Source organism: Agrobacterium sp. GD03872, from assembly GCF_029840625.1.
Lineage (GTDB): Bacteria > Pseudomonadota > Alphaproteobacteria > Rhizobiales > Rhizobiaceae > Agrobacterium > Agrobacterium fabrum_A.
The window spans coordinates 45,051-66,532 of sequence record NZ_JAOCCY010000006.1 but is presented as its reverse complement, the minus strand read 5'-3'; the positions used below and the strand labels follow the sequence as shown (position 1 = coordinate 66,532).

Annotated in this window: 22 protein-coding genes and 1 tRNA gene; 5 read left to right on the top strand and 18 right to left on the bottom strand. The window is 58.5% G+C overall.

The features are described from left to right. Position 1 precedes the first annotated feature (1 nt). The gene (gene rocF, locus N5D22_RS15950; protein WP_279656901.1) at positions 2 to 922 is read right to left on the bottom strand and encodes an arginase; all 921 of its coding nucleotides are present in this window, start codon (positions 920 to 922) and stop codon (positions 2 to 4) included. A gap of 129 nt (positions 923 to 1,051) precedes the next feature. Between rocF and N5D22_RS15945 the strand changes: the two genes are divergently transcribed. After that, the gene (locus N5D22_RS15945) at positions 1,052 to 1,489 is read left to right on the top strand and encodes an Lrp/AsnC family transcriptional regulator (RefSeq protein ID WP_003508428.1); all 438 of its coding nucleotides are present in this window, start codon (positions 1,052 to 1,054) and stop codon (positions 1,487 to 1,489) included. Between the two features lie 121 nt (positions 1,490 to 1,610). Then, positions 1,611 to 1,684: transfer RNA gene (locus tag N5D22_RS15940), tRNA-Gln, on the top strand. Positions 1,685 to 1,808: 124 nt separating this feature from the next. On the opposite strand, the gene N5D22_RS15935 is transcribed toward N5D22_RS15940, so the two are convergent. The 3 genes from N5D22_RS15935 to N5D22_RS15925 all read right to left on the bottom strand — a co-directional run bounded on the left by N5D22_RS15935 (position 1,809) and on the right by N5D22_RS15925 (position 4,652). Further along, complete coding sequence (locus N5D22_RS15935; protein WP_279656903.1) at positions 1,809 to 2,546, bottom strand: reverse transcriptase domain-containing protein; 738 nt, start codon at positions 2,544 to 2,546, stop codon at positions 1,809 to 1,811. 340 nt (positions 2,547 to 2,886) lie between these two features. Next, positions 2,887 to 3,648, bottom strand: coding sequence for a hypothetical protein (locus tag N5D22_RS15930; RefSeq protein ID WP_279656904.1), 762 nt, complete (start codon positions 3,646 to 3,648; stop codon positions 2,887 to 2,889). Between the two features lie 599 nt (positions 3,649 to 4,247). Continuing rightward, complete coding sequence (locus N5D22_RS15925) at positions 4,248 to 4,652, bottom strand: hypothetical protein (RefSeq protein ID WP_279656905.1); 405 nt, start codon at positions 4,650 to 4,652, stop codon at positions 4,248 to 4,250. 219 nt (positions 4,653 to 4,871) lie between these two features. Here N5D22_RS15925 and N5D22_RS15920 point away from each other — a divergent pair, with 219 nt between their 5' ends. Continuing rightward, positions 4,872 to 5,117 carry a HipA N-terminal domain-containing protein gene (locus tag N5D22_RS15920; RefSeq protein ID WP_279656906.1) on the top strand — a complete coding sequence of 82 codons (246 nt, stop codon included), beginning with the start codon at positions 4,872 to 4,874 and terminating at the stop codon, positions 5,115 to 5,117. 5 nt (positions 5,118 to 5,122) lie between these two features. On the opposite strand, the gene hpaI is transcribed toward N5D22_RS15920, so the two are convergent. The 9 genes from hpaI to N5D22_RS15875 form a co-directional block, all read right to left on the bottom strand. Beyond that, positions 5,123 to 5,929, bottom strand: coding sequence for a 4-hydroxy-2-oxoheptanedioate aldolase (gene hpaI, locus N5D22_RS15915; protein WP_279656907.1), 807 nt, complete (start codon positions 5,927 to 5,929; stop codon positions 5,123 to 5,125). Between the two features lie 11 nt (positions 5,930 to 5,940). Beyond that, positions 5,941 to 6,744 carry a 2-oxo-hept-4-ene-1,7-dioate hydratase gene (gene hpaH, locus N5D22_RS15910; RefSeq protein WP_279656908.1) on the bottom strand — a complete coding sequence of 268 codons (804 nt, stop codon included), beginning with the start codon at positions 6,742 to 6,744 and terminating at the stop codon, positions 5,941 to 5,943. Between the two features lies 1 nt (position 6,745). Continuing rightward, on the bottom strand, positions 6,746 to 7,618 hold the full coding sequence (locus tag N5D22_RS15905; RefSeq protein WP_279656909.1) for a fumarylacetoacetate hydrolase family protein: 873 nt from the start codon (positions 7,616 to 7,618) through the stop codon (positions 6,746 to 6,748). An 11-nt stretch (positions 7,619 to 7,629) separates the two neighbouring features. Then, entirely contained in the window at positions 7,630 to 9,081 is a 1,452-nt protein-coding gene (gene gabD, locus N5D22_RS15900; protein WP_279656910.1) for an NADP-dependent succinate-semialdehyde dehydrogenase, read from the bottom strand. 89 nt (positions 9,082 to 9,170) lie between these two features. Beyond that, positions 9,171 to 10,151 carry a 3,4-dihydroxyphenylacetate 2,3-dioxygenase gene (gene hpaD / locus N5D22_RS15895; RefSeq protein ID WP_279656911.1) on the bottom strand — a complete coding sequence of 327 codons (981 nt, stop codon included), beginning with the start codon at positions 10,149 to 10,151 and terminating at the stop codon, positions 9,171 to 9,173. 109 nt (positions 10,152 to 10,260) lie between these two features. Further along, positions 10,261 to 11,778, bottom strand: a complete 1,518-nt coding sequence (gene hpaE / locus N5D22_RS15890; RefSeq protein WP_279656912.1) for a 5-carboxymethyl-2-hydroxymuconate semialdehyde dehydrogenase — start codon at positions 11,776 to 11,778, stop codon at positions 10,261 to 10,263. 97 nt (positions 11,779 to 11,875) lie between these two features. Next, positions 11,876 to 12,268, bottom strand: coding sequence for a 5-carboxymethyl-2-hydroxymuconate Delta-isomerase (locus N5D22_RS15885; RefSeq protein ID WP_279656913.1), 393 nt, complete (start codon positions 12,266 to 12,268; stop codon positions 11,876 to 11,878). Positions 12,269 to 12,475: 207 nt separating this feature from the next. Next, positions 12,476 to 12,991 carry a flavin reductase gene (locus N5D22_RS15880; protein WP_279656914.1) on the bottom strand — a complete coding sequence of 172 codons (516 nt, stop codon included), beginning with the start codon at positions 12,989 to 12,991 and terminating at the stop codon, positions 12,476 to 12,478. Between the two features lie 10 nt (positions 12,992 to 13,001). Continuing rightward, the gene (locus N5D22_RS15875) at positions 13,002 to 14,567 is read right to left on the bottom strand and encodes a 4-hydroxyphenylacetate 3-hydroxylase N-terminal domain-containing protein (protein WP_279656915.1); all 1,566 of its coding nucleotides are present in this window, start codon (positions 14,565 to 14,567) and stop codon (positions 13,002 to 13,004) included. 105 nt (positions 14,568 to 14,672) lie between these two features. Between N5D22_RS15875 and N5D22_RS15870 the strand changes: the two genes are divergently transcribed. Further along, entirely contained in the window at positions 14,673 to 15,527 is an 855-nt protein-coding gene (locus N5D22_RS15870) for a helix-turn-helix domain-containing protein (RefSeq protein ID WP_279656916.1), read from the top strand. Positions 15,528 to 15,539: 12 nt separating this feature from the next. Here N5D22_RS15870 and N5D22_RS15865 read toward each other — a convergent pair whose 3' ends face one another. Beyond that, the gene (locus tag N5D22_RS15865; protein WP_279656917.1) at positions 15,540 to 15,677 is read right to left on the bottom strand and encodes a hypothetical protein; all 138 of its coding nucleotides are present in this window, start codon (positions 15,675 to 15,677) and stop codon (positions 15,540 to 15,542) included. Positions 15,678 to 15,911: 234 nt separating this feature from the next. Here N5D22_RS15865 and hpaR point away from each other — a divergent pair, with 234 nt between their 5' ends. Then, positions 15,912 to 16,421 carry a homoprotocatechuate degradation operon regulator HpaR gene (gene hpaR / locus N5D22_RS15860; RefSeq protein WP_279656918.1) on the top strand — a complete coding sequence of 170 codons (510 nt, stop codon included), beginning with the start codon at positions 15,912 to 15,914 and terminating at the stop codon, positions 16,419 to 16,421. Between the two features lie 138 nt (positions 16,422 to 16,559). Here hpaR and N5D22_RS15855 read toward each other — a convergent pair whose 3' ends face one another. The 4 genes from N5D22_RS15855 to N5D22_RS15840 all read right to left on the bottom strand — a co-directional run bounded on the left by N5D22_RS15855 (position 16,560) and on the right by N5D22_RS15840 (position 21,353). Continuing rightward, the gene (locus N5D22_RS15855; RefSeq protein ID WP_279656920.1) at positions 16,560 to 17,285 is read right to left on the bottom strand and encodes an ABC transporter ATP-binding protein; all 726 of its coding nucleotides are present in this window, start codon (positions 17,283 to 17,285) and stop codon (positions 16,560 to 16,562) included. Beyond that, entirely contained in the window at positions 17,282 to 19,039 is a 1,758-nt protein-coding gene (locus N5D22_RS15850; protein ID WP_279656921.1) for a branched-chain amino acid ABC transporter ATP-binding protein/permease, read from the bottom strand. The genes N5D22_RS15855 and N5D22_RS15850 overlap by 4 nt, the downstream gene beginning before the upstream one ends. Further along, entirely contained in the window at positions 19,036 to 20,073 is a 1,038-nt protein-coding gene (locus N5D22_RS15845; RefSeq protein ID WP_279656922.1) for a branched-chain amino acid ABC transporter permease, read from the bottom strand. Before N5D22_RS15845 ends, N5D22_RS15850 begins: the two co-directional genes overlap by 4 nt. A 116-nt stretch (positions 20,074 to 20,189) precedes the next feature. Then, positions 20,190 to 21,353 (bottom strand): ABC transporter substrate-binding protein, encoded by a 1,164-nt coding sequence (locus N5D22_RS15840; protein ID WP_279656923.1) that lies wholly within the window; start codon positions 21,351 to 21,353, stop codon positions 20,190 to 20,192. Between the last annotated feature and the right edge of the window lie 129 nt (positions 21,354 to 21,482).

Below are 21,482 nucleotides of genomic sequence, written 5' to 3'. Positions count from 1 at the left end.
TTCAGCCGGCCCGTGTCGGGCGGTCCATGACCCGCTTGCCCATCAGGCTGGCGGCGAGATCGACCATCAGTGTCGCGGTTCTGCCGCGCTCGTCGAGAAACGGGTTGAGTTCCACCAGGTCGAGACTGCAGACCAGCCCGCTGTCATGCAGCATTTCCATCACGAGATGCGCCTCGCGGAACGTCGCGCCGCCCGGAACCGTGGTGCCGACGGCCGGCGCGATGGACGGCTCGAGGAAGTCGACATCGAGACTGACATGCAGGAGCCCGTTTGCCGCCTGAACCCGCGCCAGGAATTCGCGCAGCAGAACGGCGACGCCATGCTCGTCTATCGAGCGCATATCGTGAACGGTGATATCGCTCTTTTCAAGCGCGTCCCTTTCGGCCGGATCGACGCTGCGGATACCGATCATGCCGATATTTCCTTCAGGCACCGCATGGGAAAGCGGCGGGAAATAACCGGAAAAACCCTTTCGCCCACTGAAATAGGCAACCGGTGTGCCGTGCAGATTGCCGCTGCGTGTCGTCTCCAGCGTGTGATAATCGGTGTGGGCATCGAGCCAGAGCACGAAAAACGGCCGGCCGGTCTCCGCCACCCGGCGTGCCATGCCGGCGACTGTTCCGGCCGAAATCGCATGGTCGCCGCCGAGAAAGATCGGCACGGCGCCGGCGCTTTCACGATAGGCCGCCTCGGTCAGCGCCTCGGTCCAGGCCACGGTTTCGGCCAGATGATGAACCGCCGGATTGGGATGCTGGAATTCTCGCAGCGGCGCCGGCGTCACATTGCCGGTATCGACCACGCGGTGGCCCAGCTCTTCAAGTGCGTGCGCCAGCCCTGCGACGCGATAGGCGCTGGGGCCCATCTCGCATCCCAGTTGCCCAGCCCCGATCTGCAGCGGCGCGCCGATCAACCTGATTTCCATTCCCGTCCTCGCTTTCCTACCGATGATTCCAGTTCACCACAGTGATCTGGCGAAACGAACAGCAAATATTGGCAAAATTATCGAAATAAGCTATCGATTTGGTAAAATTGATTTACCGAACTGGTCATCATGGACAATCTTGACGAACGACTCATCACCCTTTTGCGGCACAATGGCAGGCGCAGCATTTCTGATCTCGCAATCGAGACGGAGACCTCGCGGGCGACGGTGCGCTCGCGCATCGAAAGAATGGAAAATGACGGCACCATCATCGGTTACACCGTCATTTTGCGCGCCGATGCGGTGGAGGCGGCGATCCGCGGCATCATGATGATCGAGATTGAAGGCCATGTGACGGACCGCGTCATCCGCACGCTGGGCGGTTTTCCGGAAATATCCGAAATCCACAGCACCAACGGCCGCTGGGACCTGATCGTGGAACTCAATGCCGCCACGCTCAGCGATTTCGACGCCGTTCTCCGCCGCATCCGCCTCGTGCCCGGCATCACCGGCAGCGAGACCAGCCTGCTGCTCTCCACCCCCCGCTCCACCCGCGCACGGCTCTGACCCCACGACAAAACGCAAAACAGGGATAAAACGCATTTTTCGATTTTTTCGACTTGCGCCCCGGAATAAATCATCTATATGACGACCCACCAAAGCGAACGCACCACGCGCTTCAGGCTTTTGGGGAATAGTTCAATGGTAGAACAGCGGACTCTGACTCCGTCGATCTTGGTTCGAATCCAGGTTCCCCAGCCAACCTATCTTTTTATTAAACAAAATCAGCCACATAAGAAACATTAGCGACGGCTAAGTGTTACAGTCTTGTGTGTGACACAGATGGAGCTTTTGGGGCACCCCCGTGGCGCGCTCTTCTTTGCAGCTAAGCAAAATTACCGTTCTCAATGGAATCGCAGTATCGTTCGAAGGCCGCTAGGCTCGCATCTGTCCGAATGGCACTGTAAAACTCCATCCTTCGTTCTTCACGAACAGCAGTTTCCCCGGCCGTCAAATCGCAGTTGAACACGTCGATTGAATTCGACGGCATTCGTGTCTTCTCAGCGTTGATCTGAAAGCCTGCTTGAGGCAGCGCCTCTAAGAGGCCGTTAAAAGCTGGCCCTATGAGCTCTGCGCTGTTTCCGGAAAACACTATGTCGTCCATGTAAACCGACACGGTTATGCCATCCGGCAGCGAGCGAAGGTAATCACCGACTGATGAGGTCATCAGAACTAGCGTTGCGAGTATTGGCGACTGCACGAACCCATAGGGCAACGCATAGCTAGGCTGTTCGTATGGATTTTTGACAGTTGACCATTTCGCATAATGTTCTGCGCGCGCCAAACCTATAGATCGAAGTGCCACCATTACCCGATTGCGGCCAATACCATAGAAGAAGCGTTGGATATCGACGCGGCAGAATATCGAGTTCTCTCGATGGGAGTGGATAGCCGCAACGTGCCCACCTTGCCTCATGTGGTAGACAAAGGGGTCGAAGCCATATGCAGCTTCAATTTTGCTCTTAATGTCCTCGCCGATCTTTCGGCCCAGAATGCTAGGCTTGAAGAACTGCTTCCCGTTCTGAACAAATGAATGATCGAAATTTTCGAAGCGGACGGGCATAGTTGACGACCTTGTTCACAAGCTCAAGCACCTGATTGATCACCTCAAGGATGACTACAATCGCCGGCAGATACTTGCAAACAAGGCCAATGAGGTTCGGTTTTGTCCGCATACTCATCTCCTGTTGCTACGCTGCCAGCAACCAGCAACTCCAGGGCAAAGGAGTCGTCAACTGAGAGAACCCATGGGGTCTCGAAGCGAATACACAAGGATATCCAAAGGATACACCAAGCATACAAGCCAGTGTGAATTGCAGGCTATCGCCGACAGCAAGCTAGATGTAGCTCATGACTGCAACCCTTGCAAGTAAGGAGCAGGCATTGGTTGCGTAGCACAACCGCTATTCGGGAGTATTTTTCTTTGCAGGAAGAAGGGCTTTGATCTTCTCCAATTTAGAAATAAAATCAGATAGATCGTCGGCATTGTTGAATTCATAGCAGCCGGAGACGGTCTCCATATCGAATACAATGGGCTTCGATGGCCGATGCTCAACCGCAGGCGAAGGAAGCGGGAAACCCATGCGCGGGTTTGTCCAAGACGAATTCTGCTGCCGGTCGACCTGCACCGGCTCACCGCCCGCATCGTCATCTTCCGTTTCAGCGGGCGGCGGGGCAATGTCATCTGCGGACAACCCCGCATATTGAACGTTGTCCTTGAGGATGCTTAGAAGTGCCCTTGCTGACTGGTCGTTAAGACCTCGCTCTATCTTCAGGTGACTGCGCGCAACCGGGTCTGCTGGCAATCCATCGCTCCACCCCGATTTCTCCCAAAGCGACCGAAAGAGCGCTGGCGTCAAAGCGAATTCCGCCAAAATCTTCCTGCGCTCTTCATCCCTTTCATCAAGGAAGTAATGTTTACCCTTCGCAGATAGGCGAAGTTTACGTTCAGCATTAGCTCCTTCGTCATCTATAATGCCATAAGACTTCAGGGCACTTATAGTCTGAAATCCGCCGCTGCTTTTCGGACTATAGTTCCAAAGCTCGAAAGCAGTTGTGACCGGCATCCAACGCACCGCTTTGTCGCCCTCGTATAGTTCCCGGGCTCGACCCAATGCTTTTTCTAAGCTGATAAACGGGAAGCGTGTCGTGCTTTCGGATGCCATCAGTCGACTCCTGTGTTTCCTGCCTTATAGACTGGTCATCGAAATTTCGCAAGACCCCATGTATTTCTCCATTTTGTTTCTATTTCTTGTCACCCCTTGACGGCAAGAGGAGAATCGGCGAGTTTCGAGCCTGCTCGCATGGTAGCCAACAAAACGGTGATGTGGAAAATGAAACCAGATGTCGAGCCCCGTTATGCGCGGTCATTGGCGTAACAGGGGAGACTAACGAAAAGCCGCCCATTTCGGTGGAACGAAAGAGGCGGCTTAGATGACCAGAAATCGAAGGAGGCGTGAGCCTCGCGACTCTTGTCGATGACAATCCAAGCTTCGCATTTCTCTCGCCTCTTTTCAAGGCCCACCGCGCTTTTGAAGAGGTGTCGATATGGTTTGGGTTAATCCCTATACCCGTATCCGCTTTGGCAAGACGGAATCTGTCTGCGGACACTTCCGTTCCCTGCCGAATCACTAAGAACCAGCGATCTCAAGATCGGATCCCATCAACACCTACCGGAGCTTGCCTCCGGCATTTTTTTGCCCGCCGAGAAGATCGGCGGGCCTTGGACTTCGGGTCTGGTCGGTGTCCCGAATGATTGGCGATACTATACGAGATATTCCGGGGCTTCCTCGCCCCAATAGACCCCGACTACGTCACCGATCACCGCAAGCTTGTCACTGCCGTCGTCCACGACCGTCAGAACGCCGGTAGACGTGCGGTAGATAGTAACCGCCTGCGGCCGAGAGAAAACCTCAAGGCCCTTCGTCGCCGGGTCTTCGCAGAAATCGCGGTATTCCTTAAGGGTGTGCTTTTCCATGAAAGACGCACCGAACCCATCACCGACAAGGGTCACGCCGTCATGACCGTAGTTAATCACGGTCATCATGCAGTTCGGCGTGGTGAACACACGCGCCTCGTTCGGTGCCGGATTGCAAACGGTCATGATGCTGGCGTTAGCCGCTTCGCGGTATGCGCTAAACTGCGGCGGGTTCATGCGGTAAATCGACATAAGACGTCCCTTCTTTGTTAGTGGGACCACCCAATATTCACATATCGAGTTGGTTTTCAAAAGGATTTCATAGGTTAATGACAAGTGCCTGTTTTCGTTAGGCAACTAGGCGCGCAGTCGTCGCCTCAATGTCCCTCAAGCAATCTTCCGGCCAGATGCCGAGTTCTTCGCCGAGACGCTTGGCCTGAGGGTAAACATCACGCCGCGCGATGCGTCTTCATGAGCCACGTTCTGGACGTCCAATTAAGAGACCGAAAGGTAGGTGAACTCAAAGAGGACAAGGGACGCTTGCTGACCTTTACTTATCGCGGCAACGACCTCGCCAGGAATCCAGTCGCCTTATCAGCGTCCCCTACAGTGCAGGGAGAACGCCTCATCGATCGCGTCGCCCGCCCCTTCTTCTCGGACCTCATGCAGGATGAAAGCGTGAGACATCGTCTGGCTGCGGCACTCTCTTCAACCTGACGCCGTCAGTAGACCTTCGCCTCGCCAACCCCTTTTGCCGCGTCTGCTGCCTTGAAATCGGCAAGCAGCTTGCTCGTCGCATTGGCGAAAAGCGTCACATCGTTGCCGATTGCGACGAAGGTCGCCCCCAGTTCGACGTAACGTTTCGCCAACGCCAGATCGCCGGTCAGGATGCCAGCCGCCTTGCCATGCGCCTGAATGCGCTTCAGAGCCTTTTCAACTTCCGCCTGCACATCCGGCGCGCCGGGCTTGCCAAGGAAACCCATATCCGCCGCAAGATCGGCCGGACCGATAAACACGCCATCGACGCCGTCGGTGGACGCGATTTCGTCCAGTTTCTCCAGACCGGCCCTGCTCTCGATCTGAAGCAGCAGGCAAACCTCATCATTCGCCGTCTGCAAATAATCGGGAATACGATTGAACCGGGAGGCGCGCGCCAGCGCGGCGCCGACGCCCCGCACGCCGTGGGGCGGATAACGAACGGCTTTCACCAAGGCCTGCGCCTCATCGCCACTTTCGACCATGGGCACCAGCAATGTCTGGGCTCCGATATCGAGCAATTGCTTGATGATCCATGTTTCGCCGATTGGCGGACGGATAACCGGGTGGCTTGGAGACCCTTTCATTGCCTGTAATTGCGACACGAGCAGCGGAATGTCATTCGGTGCGTGCTCGGCGTCGAGAAGCAGCCAGTCGTAACCGGCATCGGCGGAAATCTCGACCGTATAAGGATTGGCGAGCGCCTGCCAGAATCCGATCTGCGTGCGCTTTTCCTGCAAGGCCTGCTTGAAGCTGTTTCTGGGGGCGGGCATCGCTCTGTTCCCTATTCGAAGAAGAGGCTGACCGTGCCGTAAGGACCGAAATCCCCGACGATCGTATCGCCATGACGCGCCTCGACCGGACGAATGAACGAACCGGCCAGGACAACCTGCCCGGCTTCGATACCGTCGCCATATTGGGCGAGCCTATTGACAAGCCAGGCGACGCCGCGCGCCGGTTGGTTCAGCACGCCGGCGCCAAGGCCGGTTTCCTCGACCTCCGCATTGCGGGATACAATCGCCCCCATCCAGCGCATGTCTAGCTGGTCGGGACGCACCGCCCGACCACCGGTCACGATGCCGGCGTTGGCGGCGTTGTCCGAGATCGTATCGAACACGTTGCGCGCCTTCTTTGTCTCAGGGTCGACACGCAGAATGCGCGTATCCAGAATTTCGAGCGCGGGCGTTACATAGTCCGTTGCATTCAGCACATCGAACACGGTCACGCCCGGCCCCTTCAGCGGCGCCTTCATCACGAACGCAATTTCCGCTTCAATCCTGGGCTGGATGAAGCGATCCTTCGGAACGGTTGCACCGTCCTCGAACACCATATCATCGAACAGCACGCCGGAATCCGGAATATTGATGTTCAACGCATATTGCATGGCCTTCGAGGTCAGGCCGATCTTCCAGCCGATGACCCGACGGCCAGCCGCGATCTTCTTCTTCACCCACGCGCCCTGAATGGCGTAGGCATCGTCCATGGTCATGGCGGGATGCTTCAGCGAAAGAAGCCCGGTCTGCACGCGGGTGCGCTCCGCCTCGTCGAGGCTTGCGGCCGCCGCTTCGATCTGATCTCCGTTCAGCATATCAAATCTCCTCGTCGGCAATGGTATTGCGCAGCAGGCCGATGCCTTCGGCCTCAACCTCCACCACATCCCCCGGCTTCAACCAAACCGGCGGATCGAAGCGCGCGCCTGCGCCCGTCGGCGTGCCGCAGACGATAACATCGCCCGGCGCCAGCGTGGTGAAGGTGGAGATATAGTTGATGATCCTGCTGAAGGAAAAGATCATGCGACTGGTGCGGTCGATCTGGCGAACCTCGCCGTTTACGCGGGTTTCGAGCTTGACGTCGGCAAGCTGGCTCTCATCCCTGAACGGCACCAGCCAGGGGCCGATGGAGCCGGAAGCGTCGAAGTTCTTGCCCTGCGTCACGTTGAACTTGGCGTGACGCACCCAGTCACGCAAGGTTCCTTCATTGCACAGCGTCAGCGCAGCAATGTGCGAGAGCGCTTCCGATTCCGGAATGCGCCGACCGCCCTTGCCGATGACGATGACGATTTCGCCCTCATAATCGAGCTGATGGCTTTCCGGCGGACGGATCAACGGCCTGTCGTGGCCGGTGAAGGAACGTGGAAAACGGATGAACAGCGAAGGATTGGTCGGGGCAGCCTGCCCGTCCTTGTATTCCTCGTTACGGTCGGGAAAGTTCACCCCAACGCAGATCAGCTTTTCCGGTGCGGGAATAGGAATCTCGTAAGTGATCTCGCTCACCGGAAAATCCGGCTGATGACCTGTGGCCGCTTCCAGCAGTTCGGCAAAGGCGTTGGCCTCCACGACTTCCTTCAGTGTCGGGAAGCGCGCGCCGAACCGGGCGGAAAGATCGATCACGCCATCATCGACGATCAGGCCATAGCCCCGGCGTTTGCCTGAGGTGAAACTGGCGAATTTTGGATGAGCCATCCTGCTGTTCCTTATGCAACGCCGCCGAGGCAGACATATTTGATTTCGATGAAGTCATCGATGCCGTAGCGGGAACCCTCGCGACCGAGACCGGAGGATTTGACGCCGCCGAAAGGCGCTTCCGCCGTGGAAATGAGGCCGGTATTGACGCCAACCATGCCGTATTCCAACGCTTCGGCCACGCGGAATACACGGGCGAGATCCTTGGCGAAGAAGTAGGAGGCAAGGCCGAACTCCGTATCGTTGGCTTTGGCGATAACGTCGGCTTCGTCGGTAAACCGGAAAAGCGGAGCAACCGGGCCGAAGGTCTCTTCCGTCGCAACGGCCATCTCCTGCGTCACGTTGGCGAGAACGGTCGCCTCGAAGAACGTGCCGCCCAGCGCATGGGGCTTACCGCCCTGAATGACCGTCGCGCCTTTGGAAACGGCGTCGTTCACATGCTCCTCGACCTTCTTCAGCGCGGCCCCGTCGATCAACGGCCCGAGAATAACGCCCTCATCGAAACCATTGCCCGTCTTCAACCCGCCGACAGCCCTGGCAAGTTTTTCGGCAAAGGCGTCATAAACCTTGTCCTGTACATAAATGCGATTGGCGCAAACGCAGGTCTGACCATTGTTGCGGAACTTGGCAATCAGCGCGCCTTCGACCGCGGCATCGAGATCGGCATCGTCGAACACGATAAACGGCGCGTTGCCGCCGAGTTCCAGGCCAAGCTTCTTGATGGTCGGCGCAGACTGGCGATAAAGCTGTGCTCCCACTTCCGTCGAACCGGTGAAGGTCAGCTTGCGCACGATGGGGCTGGCCGTCATTTCCGCGCCAATCTCGCGAGCGGAACCGGTAATCACGCTGAACAAACCCGCAGGCAGACCGGCGCGTTCACCAAGCACGGCGAGAGCGACGGCGGAGAACGGCGTCTGGCCGGCAGGCTTCAACACCATGGCGCAACCGGCGGCAAAGGCCGGTCCGGCCTTGCGGGTAATCATGGCGTTCGGGAAGTTCCACGGGGTAATGGCCGCGACAACGCCGATCGGCTGCTTCAGCACCAGAATGCGCTTGTCCTTCTGGTGGCCGGGGATCACGTCGCCATAGATGCGGCGGGCCTCTTCAGCGAACCATTCGATGAAACTTGCGCCATAGGCGATTTCACCTTTGGCCTCGGCCAGCGGCTTGCCCTGCTCCAATGTCAGGATATGGCCGAGATCGTCCTGATTGGCGATCATCAGTTCGAACCATTTACGCAGGATTCCAGCGCGTTCCTTGGCCGTGCGGGCAGCCCATTCCTTCTGGACCCGCTCGGCAACAGCAATCGCCTTCTTCGTTTCGGCCGCGCCGAGCTTCGGCACGTAACCGATCACGTCACCCGTTGCCGGGTTGGTCACCGCGATGCCGGCTCCGTTCGCCTCGATCCATTCTCCGCCGACAAACGCCGCCTGACGCAGCAGGCTCGGGTCTTTAAGTGTCATGGGGTCACCCTCTTCATTAAGCTACACGCAGAGCGGGGACGCCGCCATCGAAGATGGAGCGTCCCCGCTCCATGCAGGGCTGGCGTCCGTCAGGGCGCGATGATCGGCTGGGCCTTCAGCAACGGCTCCCTGGTCGCCGTTTCGGCGAACAGGCTGCCATGCTCGAACCACGAACGCGGCGCCGGCGCACCCCACAACGTCTGGCGCTGCGGATCCTTCAGATCCCATTTGATCGGCTCCAGATCCGGATCGACGGTCTGGTAATCCGAGCAATAGATTTCGATGCGGTGACCATCCGGATCGAGAATGTAGAGGAAGAAGGCATTCGAGATGCCATGGCGGCCGGGGCCGCGTTCGATATTGGCCAGGTAACCCGTGGTCGACATCAGATCGAGGAGGTCGATGATGTTGAGCGGCGTCGGAACCCAGAAAGCGGTGTGGTGCAGACGCGGGCCAACCCCATTGGTGAAGGCCATGTCGTGAACGCCGCCCTTGCGGTGCAGCCAGGCCGCCCACAGCTTCTTGCTCTCGTCGTCCTCGGTATATTCGGTCACGCGGAAACCGATGTCGTTATAGAAGGCGACGGATGCATCCACGTCGGGCGTGAAGCAATTGAAGTGATCGATGCGCAGCGGCTTCACGCCGTGATACAGCGCGTATTTCTGATGGATCGGCTCAAGACGCTCCATCTTGTAATAAAATTCCAGCGGAATGCCAAAATTGTCGGTCGTCCGCAGGGTGCGGCCCTGATACGGACGCTCCACCCACTCGGCCTTGCGGCCCTTCGCTTCGAAATAGGCCTTCGCCTTGTCGAGATCTTCCTCGGAATAAACCTTGAGCGCGAGGTAACTGACCGCCGAAGCCTCACCCTTCTTTAAAATGACGCAATGGTGGCCGCGCTCCTCAAGTGCGCGAAGATAGACGGTGTCTGCATCTTCATCCGTGACCTGAAGGCCAAGCAGATCGGCATAGAATGCGCGGCTGGCGGCAAGATCCTTCACCACGAACTCAACGTGGCTAAGGCGCACGGTGTTGAACGCCGGATAAAGATTGAACTGGGGTAGCGGCATGTTTTCCTCCTCGGAAGCCGGAGCGACATTGCCGACCGGCCAAATGGCTTGTTGTGTATTGGTGGATGGCCGCGCCACCTGCACATGGCGCGGCGAAAAACTGGCCGGATCAGCCGCCAAGCTTCTGGATGGCGTGCGATGCGGTGGCGAACGCTATGTTCTTCGTTTCCATGTAAAAATCGAAGGACCAGTCGCCGCCGTCACGGCCAATGCCGGAGCTTTTCACACCACCGAACGGGGCAGGAAGGTGGCGGACATTTTCCGAATTCACCCAGATCATGCCGGCTTCCAGCGCATCGGTGAAGCGGAAGGCGCGTGTGACATCGGCAGTCCAGAGATAACCCGTCAGGCCATACTGCACATCGTTGGCAATCTTCAGCGCCTCGGCTTCGTCAGCAAACGGAATAGCCGTGAGAACCGGTCCGAAAATTTCCTCCTGGGCAATGCGCATCTGGTTATTCGCGCCCGTAAAAAGCGTCGGCGAAACATAGCAACCGCCGCCCGGACCATCGAACTTGGCGCCACCGGCCGCAACCGTGGCACCTTCGGACTTGCCGATGGCGATGTATTCGAGAACCTTCTTCTCGTGAACCGGATGCACGAGCGGGCCAATAACGGTTTCCGGATCGAGCGGATGACCGACCTTGATACGCTTGGCTTTCTCCGCCACCAGCGCCGTAAACCTCTCATAGACGCTTGCTTCGACAAGCAGGCGCGAGGAGGACGTGCAACGCTCGCCGTTCAGCGAGTAGATCATGAAGACCGCGGCATCGGCCGCACGCTCCATATCGGCGTCGGCGAAAACGATCACGGGATTCTTGCCGCCGAGTTCGAAATGAACGCGCTTCAGCGTGTCCGCGCCCTGCTTCATGATGAGCGAACCGGTGCGGCTTTCGCCGACGAAGCCGATGGCCTTGATGAGCGGATGTTCCGTAAGCGACTTGCCGGCATCCTCGCCCAGACCGTTGACAAGATTCCATACGCCCTTCGGCAGACCGGCTTCTTCAGCGATTTCCACCAGAAGACGGGCCGTGAGCGGCGAAAACTCCGCCGGCTTGTGAACGATGGTGCAGCCAGCGGCCAGCGCCGGGGCAATCTTCCACGTCGACAGCATGAACGGCGTATTCCACGGCGTGATGACGCCGACCGGGCCGATCGGCGAACGGGTCGTGAGGTTCACCTGGCCCTTGGCGCGCAGGCTCTTGCCATCACGGGCTTCGGGCGCGCGATCGGCAAAGAAACGGAAGTTCTCCGCACCGCGCAACGCGGCCTTCGCCATGAATTTCAGTGACTGTCCGGTGTCCATGCACTCAACGAAGGCAATTTCTTCGGCACGCGCCTCGATCGCGTCGGCGATCTTGTGCAGCAGTTTCTTGCGGGCGTCACCGCCGAGCGCCGCCCAGGCGGGAAAGGCGTCGCGCGCGGCCTTCGCGGCCAGATCGATATCCGCAGCCTTGCCGTGGGCAACCCTGGCAAGCGGCTTCAGATCGACCGGCGAAATGGACTCGAAAGTGGCGCCGTCAAGCGCCGGAACCGCCTCGCCGTTGATGTGGTTGAGAACGCCCTTGTCGGCAAAACGGGCGAGATACCCCTTAGCCTTTTGAATGTTTTCCTCGAGCTTCGACATTTCTTCTCCATATTTTCGCTCAGCAGCGGATAAGTCTCAAGAGCTCACCACTCTGCCGTGCATGAACGTGTTCGCGATTTCGCAGCCAAAGCCGCTTTCAACTTGCTTCCTGCCGAAGGCGTGGGTGAATGGCATTTTTCTTCCAGCTCAGATCAGGGTCGATCTCGCGGATCTCCAGCGTCAGGGCGAAATGCGGTGTCGCAAACAGCGCGGAAAGCTCATCCGTCACCGCCGCGAAAATCCTTTCGCCGATAAGCTTCTTGTCACCGGCGCTGCGCCCGACACCAATGCGGAACGACATGTCGATGAAGGCATTCTCCGGCAGCTTGTCGGCAATGGCATAGGCCTCGGCCCGGAAGGCGCGGACGCGCACCGCACCGACTTCGAACAATCCGGTTTCCAGAATCGTATCGAGAATGCGCTCGCTCAGCGCCTTGAAATTCACCCTTCCGTCCAGATTGGACGAATATTCGATGTTAAAGTGCGGCATATTTCCTCCCACCATGACGCCACTATATTTAACATGTTAATGATATGACTGGAGCTGTCAAGAGACCGCAGAACTTTTGAGCAAGACGACGCCTCGCTGAATGCCATCACCTGCCGCAGCAACACCACTGCGTTGCCCGCGGCAGATGTGATAACAAAACAGCAGTACCCCCGCTGGCATCGCGGTTTTGCCTGAGGATATGCGACATCAACCGCCAAGCGCGGCTTCGACGCTCGGAACATGCACGAAGTTTCGATCGAAATAGAGAAGCGCGTGACCATCCCGACGCGCACGGATTTCAACCACCTCGCCGATCATGATGTTATGTGTGCCAACCAGCCTCGCCTCCTTCAGATAGCAGTCGAAGGAAACGATGGCGTCGCTGAGCGCCTGATTGCCGGAAGCGAGATCCACCCAGTTGGCGGCGGCATAACGCGACGCCATATCGGCCTCGCGGCCAGCGAAAAAACCCGCCAGTTCCTTGTGATCGCCGGTCAGTACGTTGACGCAGAACCTGCGATTTTCGAGGAACAACCCCGCCTGCGCCGAATTGCTGTTCATGCAGACGAGCAATGTCGGCGGCTCGTCCGTCACCGAGCACATGGCGGTGGCGGTGAACCCGCCGCGCCCGGCGGGTCCATTGGTGGTTATGACATTGACCGGCGCGCAGACCCGCGCCATGGCGTCACGAAACTCGGAACGGGCGACAACGGGGTGCGTCATGGTCGCCTCCTTATTCCGCGGCATCGCGGACACCTTCCGCGCGGTCGTTGAGCGGCTGAAGCCATGTATTGCCAGTCCAGCCATGCTCGTCGTAGTCACTCATGCAGGTATCGACCAGCGCTTCCATGTCGCGCAGGATCGTGCCCTTTTCCGCCCCCTTGAGCACCTGGAGACGGACGTCTTCGGGCGTACCGGCATAGTTCAGTTCATAGAGCGCATGGCGACCGCCGAATTCAGTGCCCGTCGCATCCCAGAGCAGCTTCATGATCTTGATGCGCTCCTTGTGGCCCATGTCGTTCGAGCCGCGGACATATTGCGCCAGATAACGGTCTATATCCGGGTTGGCGAAATCCTTTGCCGATGACGGAAGGTAGATCAGGCCGGACGCGATCGAACGGCGCACGAGATCGATAATGCGCGGATAGGCATCCGACATGAAGGCGCGATAACAAAGCGCGGCCTCGAGGTTCGGAAGCTTCGCGCCGCCCACCCAGTCGACCGGATTGCGGGCCATCGCATCGTAAAACGCCTTGAACTTGTGGCGCAACGCAATCACCTCGCCGAGCATGGCCTGGTTGCCGCGAAAGGCATCGCCGCCGGTGGCGCGCAGCGCCTTAGCCAGCAGCCCGGCAAGGAATTCGAGCTTTACGATGAAGCGTCCACATCCCTGAAAGCAAAAGCCCTGCATGAAGCCGGACAAGACGGTGAAGGAAAGGATACGCCGCGCGTCATTGTAGATCAGCACGTCCTCCCAGGGGACGAAGACATTGTCGAGTACGAGGATCGCGTCGTTTTCATCGAAGCGTGAAGATAGGGGATAGTCGAAAGGCTGACCAAGGCGGTTGGCCGCCTCCTCATAGGAGGTACGGCAGAACATCTTGACGCCCGGCGCATTCATCGGCGCGATGAAGGTCAACGACAATGAGGGGTCTTCCGTAACGGTCGCAGAACTTTGCGCCAGCAGATTGTAATGCGTAAGCGCAGAAGAGGTCGCGACGACCTTGGCGCCGGAGACATAGACACCGGCATCCGTTTCCTTTGTCACATGAACGAAGACGTCCTTCACATGCTCCGCCGGTTTGTGGCGGTCGATCGGCGGATTGACGATGGCATGATTGAGAAAAAGCACCGACTCCTGTGTGCGCTTGTGCCAGTTGCGCGCATTATCGGCGTAATCGCCATACCAATCGGCATTGACGGACAGCGTATTCATCAGCGACGCCTTGTAGTCAGCCGTACGGCCCATCCAGCCGTAGGACATGCGCGCCCATTCGGTGATCGCGGCCTGCTGGCCGACGAGATCATCGATGGAAGAGGCATGCTTGAAGAACTTGTGCGTGTAGCCGCCATTGCCGGTGTCGGTGGGCGCGGTCAGTATATCCTTCTTCGCCGGGTCGTGCAGAGCATCGTAAAGGCGCGCCAGAGACCGAACCGAATTGCGCATCGACGGGTGCGTGGTGACATCGTGAACCCGCTCGCCATTGATGTAGACCTCACGGCCGTCGCGCAGCGATTCAATGTATTCAGCGCCGGTAAACGGACGCTTCTTGTCGGAACGAAAATCTTCGGCTTTCATGGTCAATCCTCCCTTGACGTTGATCAAAGACTAACCCTTGCCAGCGCGCCCAGCCATGGACAGAATGGCAAAAACGATTGTACTTTTTTCGACGGGGGGCCTTCCATGGCAGTGCCAAGCTTCTTCATTTACGGCGAACCGGACAAACCGCTCGACATAGGCTTCATGCACGCGGAAACCATCATGGAACGCAGGCAGATTCACTACGGCCACGTCGATGCGCACAAGCATGACCGCATGGCCCAGATAACGCTCTGGACCAGCGGGCATGGCACCTATTTTATCGAGGATCAGCAATTGGATTTTATTGCACCGGCTGTCAGCTTCGTTCCGAGCGGCGTGGTGCACGGTTTTACGGTCGCTGCCGACACATCCGATGCGCTCGTCGCGTCGGTGGCGGATAGCGCCCTACCCCCGATCTCCGCCCTTTCGACACTGAGTTTCGACAGGCCGGTCATGGTGCGCGGACATGCCGAAAATCCGATCTGGCAGCGGCTCCACACCATCATGGAACGGATCCACGACGATTACAGGCAGGGCATGATGAATGCCCTTTCGGCGCTCGTGGCCGTCGCCTGCAACGACATTGCCAGTCTAGCCAGCACGAGCGATGCGCCAGCGCATGGCGGAAACGATCTCGCCCAATCATTTCGCCGGCTGGTCGATGGCCACTTTCGGGAGAATTGGCCGGTGGAAGGCTATGTCGCGGCCTTGGGCACCACGCCGCACCTGCTATCCAAGGCCTGCCGTCAGGCTTATGGCCTTTCCGTCAAGACGTTCATCGATGAACGCCGCCTGCTGGAAGCGAAGCGACTTCTGCTTTTCACCGTCCGCTCGGTCGAAGATGTGGCGTACGAAATCGGCTTTCACGATCCCGCCTATTTCTCACGCTTCTTCCGGCAACGCACCGGAGAGCCACCGGGTGAATGGCGCGGCGCGCAGACAAACAGGCCGGCGTGATTCTTGTAACCCTCAATGCCGAAGTCGACTCCGACGCCAGATCGCCACCGACATCTGGCCCACGACCGCTCCCGTCGAGGGATTGATGATATTGGCGTGGCGCGGCGCTTCCTCGGGTTGTCCGGCGGTAATCAGCTTGAAAAGCTGCATCTGTTTCCTCCAAGCGACGATGGAGCCGAATAGTGGAAGGCGAAGCGGTGGATGTCTTGGAGAGAGGCGCAGTGGAGCTGGACTTAAACGCGACTGCAACGGCGCGCTATTGCACCTATTTCGACGGGTTTCTTTCAGGAAACCGTCACCAATGGTAGAGAAACGCTTGCGCTTCAGGGCAGAATGAAACAATGAACGTGTTAACGGCTTTTGCCGGGAGCCTTGGAGAGAGACATGCCGAACGAAGCCTTGACGAAGCAAGAGGAAACGAGCGTGACGCAAGGCGCGACCACGCCGCCCGCGACACGCCGTTCACTGCCGATTGCCTTGCTGCGCGCCCGTGAAGCGGTGATGAGCCATTTCCGCCCCATGCTGGCGCAACACGACGTAACGGAGCAACAATGGCGCGTTATCCGCGTTCTGCATGAAGCAGGCACGCTCGACGCTTCCGAAGTCGCCGAGCGCGCCTTTATTCTTGCACCCAGTCTCACCCGCATGATCCGGTCGCTTGAGGAGCGCGGTTTCATTTCCAAGCACAAGGACAAAGGCGACGGCCGCCGCGTTCTTTTGACGATTGCCCCGGCCGGTGAAACCATCATTCGGGAGGTTCTGCCCGACAGCCGCAAGATCTACGAGAATCTCGAAGCTCACTACGGCAGGGAGCGACTGGATATACTGCTTGACCTGCTGGACGAACTCGCTTCGTTCCGCAACGAAGCGGGTTCGTCCCTGTCTGATGAATGAACTCGGGCTGCCAGTGGACGCCTGCCGCCATACCGCGTTAATCCAAACAAAATAATAAACATGTTAAATACAAGATTGGGCAAACAAAAAGCCCGCGCCTTTCGAGGGCGCGGGCTTCTTGCTTCATGGAACACGATCTCAGTGCTTTTTCACACCCAGATAGGTTTCGACAATGTGCCTGTCATCCGCCAGATCGGCAGCAGGGCCCTCCATGGCGACCGTTCCGGATTCCAGAACATAACCATAATCGGCGATCTGGAGCGCCGCGCGGGCATTCTGTTCGACGATCAGAATGGAAACGCCTGTTTCCCGCAATTGGCGGACCTTTTCGAGCACCTCCTTGACGATGAGAGGCGCAAGACCAAGGCTTGGCTCGTCCAGCATCAGGAGCTTCGGCCGTGACATCAGCGCACGTGCAATCGCCAGCATCTGCCGCTCACCGCCCGAAAGCGTATTTGCCACCTGATGCTTGCGCTCCAGAAGACGCGGAAACTGCTTGTACGCCTCCTCCAGATCACGCTCGCGGCTACCGTCCCGCACCTTGCGGCGGCTGTACCCTCCGAGAACCAGATTGTCAGCCACACTCATCTGGCCGAAAAGCTCACGTTTTTCGGCCACGAGGCAAAGCCCCGCTCCAAGCCGATCCTCTACCGGTGTCGCGGAAATATCCCGCCCGCCGAGAGTAATTGTCCCCTTGGCGGGTTGCAGCCCCATGATGGCGTTGAGCAGCGTTGTCTTGCCGGCTCCGTTGGGGCCAATGACGGTGACGATGGAGCCGGCCTTCACCTGAAGGCCCAGGCCCGGAATAACCTCAGCCTTGCCATAACCGGTGGAGAGGTTCTTGACTTCGAGCAGGGCGGTCATGCGTCCACTCCCAGATAGGCCTGCTGCACGCGGCTGTTTTCCTGTATCTCTTCGGGCAGTCCTTCAGCGATCTTCTGCCCGAAATCCACCACCACAAGGCGATCGACAAGGTTCATGACGAATTCCATGTCGTGTTCGACGATAAGGATCGTCATGCCCTCGGCGCGAAGCTGTCGCAGCACTTCGTCCAGCTTCTGCTTTTCATGATAACGCAGACCGGCAGCAGGCTCATCCAGCAGCAACACCACAGGATCGGCAGCAAGCGCCCGGGCGATTTCAAGAATACGCTGCTGGCCGAGCGCAAGGCTTCCTGCGGGCAGGTGTAGGAACTCGCCAAGACCAACCCTTTCAAGTTGACGCTTGGCATTGGCGAAAATCGCCGCCTCTTCATCGCGATCAAGCCCGAGAATGGCTGAAAACACGCCGCGACGTCCTCGTAGATGCGCGCCGACGGCTACGTTTTCCAGTACGCTCATATCCCCGCGCAGCATGACGTGCTGGAAGGTGCGTGCAACGCCGAGCCTGGCAAAAGCCGCTTGCGGACGGTTTTCCATGCGCTCACCGGAAAGTTCGATAGAGCCTTCATTCGGTTTCAGAACGCCGGTCAGGAGATTAAACAGGGTAGACTTTCCAGCGCCATTCGGGCCGATAACGCCGAGAATGTGCCCTGCTGTCAGATCAAAGCCCACGCCATTCACCGCCGTCAGGCCGCCGAAGCACTTGACCAGACCATCCACCTTGAGAATTGACGATCCGGTGACCGGTTTCGGCCGGGATGGCAGCGGCGAGGCATCTTCCTTCACCACGCGCGGCGGTGCTTCCGGCAGCAATCTGGCGATATAAGGCGTCAGTCCGCCGCTCGCTCTTTGCAGGATGAGCACCATCAGCACGCCGAAAACAATGCCTTCGGCCGCACCGGATGTGCCGATCAGGCCCGGAACGATGTCCTGAAGGCCATCGCGGATAAGAATGAAGATGGCCGAGCCGAGAATACCGCCCCACAGGCTGGAAGCACCGCCGATAACCGCCATGAACAGGTATTCGATACCGCTATTCAAGCCGAAAGGCGTCGCATTCACGAACTGCACGAGATGCGCGTAAAGCCAGCCGGAAATACCGGCAAGCACGGCGGCATGGACGAAGATCAGCGTTTTCAGCCCGGCGGTGTCAACACCGAATGCTTCCAGCATGACGACGCGGCCGCGCAGCGAACGCACCGCCCTGCCGTTACGGCTATCAAGCAGATTACGCACGGAAATGAACGCGCCGGCCACGAAAAGCCAGATCAACCAGGTATAGGCGGCGCCGGAAAGCGGATGACCGAAGATCGCAATACCCGGCAGGCCGGAAATGCCGTCATGACCGCCAAGCGCCGCGATGTTACCGACGAGGAAGAACAGGCTGAGGCTCCATGCAATCGTCGAGAGCGGCAGATAATGGCCGGAAAGCTTCAGCGTCAGAAGACCGATCAGCCAGCCGGAAAATGCAGTTGCGACGATAGCCGCAAAGATGGTCAACCACGGCGAAAGGCCGAGATTGGCGGTAAGCCAGGCGGTGGTGTAGGCGCCTACCCCGACGAATGCCGCCTGACCGAACGAGGTCAAACCGCCAATGCCGGTCAAAAGCACCAGACCGATGACGACAATCGCCGCCAGACCGATGAAGTTCATCAGCGTGATGTAATAGGCTGGCAGCACGAGCGGAGCGACAACCGCAAGCGCAACGGGAATGAGAGAAAGGTAACGGGGGTTCATTCGTCGTCCTCCTCAGCATGTGCGGCACCGTAATTACGCCACAGCAAGACGGGAATGATGAGTGCAAAAACAATGACATCCTTGAAGGCGCTGGCCCAGAAAGACGAATAGGATTCGATCAGGCCGATCAGCAGGGCGCTGCCCGCGGCCAGCGGATAGGACGCAAGTCCGCCCACGATGGCGGCGATGAACCCCTTGAGACCGATCAGGAAGCCGGTATCGAAATAGATCGTCGTCATCGGAGCGATCAGCAGGCCGGAAATCGCGCCGATCAAACCCGCCAGAAAGAAGGCGAGCGTGCCGGAGCTTTCCGTGCGAATACCGACGAGGCGCGCACCCGTGCGGTTGAACGCCGTTGCCCGCAGCGCCTTGCCGATCAGTGTTCGCCCAAAGAAAACCGCCATGACGACAATCAGCGCGGCAGCGACCAGCACGACGAAAATAGCCTGCGCCTTGATCGGAAAACCCGCGAAGCGAATGACACCGGAAAAGATCGGTGCGGTGCGCACGCCTTCCGCGCCGAAGGCAATGAGGCCGAAGCCCAGCAGGACGAAATGGATCGCCATGGCGACAATCAGCAATACCAGCACCGAAGCATGGGCCAATGGCCGGAAAGCAACGCGGTAGATCATCAGCCCCAATGGCACGACGATCAGAAGCGTCAGGAACATTCGATACCATGCGCTGGAGGCAAGCGGCACCGTAACCCAAGCCAGTGCGGTGACCGCGAGCGGATAGGCAACGTAAAAGCATGCGGCGCGCAAGGCCCGGCGATCACGCTCACGGAACCAAGTGTAGAGTTCCATGATCGCCGCCAGCGCGCCGCCCACACAGAGCAGCCAGACGGTGCCTGGCACGACGCCGGTTTCGATGGCGGCAAGGCTGAGCGCGGTCAGGGAAACCACCTCCCCTTGCGGTATGAGCATAACGCGCGTCACGGAAAAGACCATGACCAGCGTCAGCGCCAGCAGGGCGTAGATCGCCCCGTTGATCAAGGCATCCTGCGCAAGCAGAACTGCGATATTGCTGTTCATCTGTTGGACCCGTTGGAAAAGGAAGACACGCCCTGCCGTTCCGGCGACTGTCAAGGCCGCCGGCGTCAGGCATCCCGCCGGGCCACGGATGCAGCCCGGTTCTCAGCGACAGGAAGTCAGTTCTGCTGAACGTAAACCCACTTGCCGTTCTCGATCTTCACCAGAACCTCGGCCCGCTCGTCGGTTCCGTTATGATTGGTCGGGCTCAGGTTGAAAATGGCCTGGGTGCCGACCAGCTCCGGCGTGGTCTGATAGGCGTCGCGCAACGCGGTACGGAATGCTTCCGTGCCGGGCTTGCCAGCCGGAAGCGCGCGCGGAATCGCGTTTTCGAGAATGAGATAGGCATCCCAGATGGTTGCTCCGAAAAGCGAGCGCGAACCGGCACCATACTTGCCTTCGTAGGCCTTGATGTAGTTCAGGGCCACAGGTTTGACCGGATCGTTGTCCGCCAGCTGCTCAGCCACGAGAACGGGCGGCACGGCAAGCATGACGCCGTTCAGGCCATCCTTGCCGACGCGCAGAACATCGGGGTTGGCCATGCCTTGATTGATGTAAATCGCGCCGTCATAACCCTGGTTGCGCAGTTCGAGCACCGGCGAAACGCCCGGCGTGCCGGATGCGCCGATCACCACGGCATCAGGCGCGGCGGAAATCACGCTCAACACCTGTGCGGTGACGGAAGTGTCCTTCGAATTGTAGCGCTCGTCGGCGACGACCGTGATGCCACGCGTATCCGCAACCTTTTTGAATGCGCCGATGAAGCTGTCGCCGAAAGCATCGTTGAAACCGATGAAGCCAACGGTCTTGTCGCCGTCCTTGTCCATCTGGCCGTAAACGCGGGCGGCCATTGCCGGCTCTTCAGGCGCGGTCTTGAACACCCACTGCTTGTTGCCTTCGACCGGGCGGGCGATGACAGCGGAACCGGCAGCCGAAACCATCGCCGTTTTACCAGGGCCGACGACTTCAACGACCGCAAGCGAGGTCGGCGTGACGGACGGTCCGAAGATGATGTCGACCTTCTCTTCTTCGATCAGCTTCTTGGCGGCGCGCACCGCAGCGGACGGGTCGCTGGCGTCATCAAGAACGATATATCGCACATCCTCGCCGGCGACCTTGCGCGGCAGAATATCGATGGTGTTCTTGACCGGAATGCCTAGCGAGGCGGCGGGGCCCGTCAGCGAAAGAATGGCACCCACCTTGATTTCGGCGAAGGCCTGCGATGCCATGAATACGGTGGATGCGAGAACGCCGATAAAACCGACATGCGTAAGACGACGCATGAACTTCTCCCTTATTTAGATCCCCTTGCGGAATCTCCTCAGATCCCGCACGTCCTCCCAGACGCAAAAATTATTTAACATGTTCATTTTATTAAATCAACGGCTGGTTTGCGGATTGCCAGATTCGTG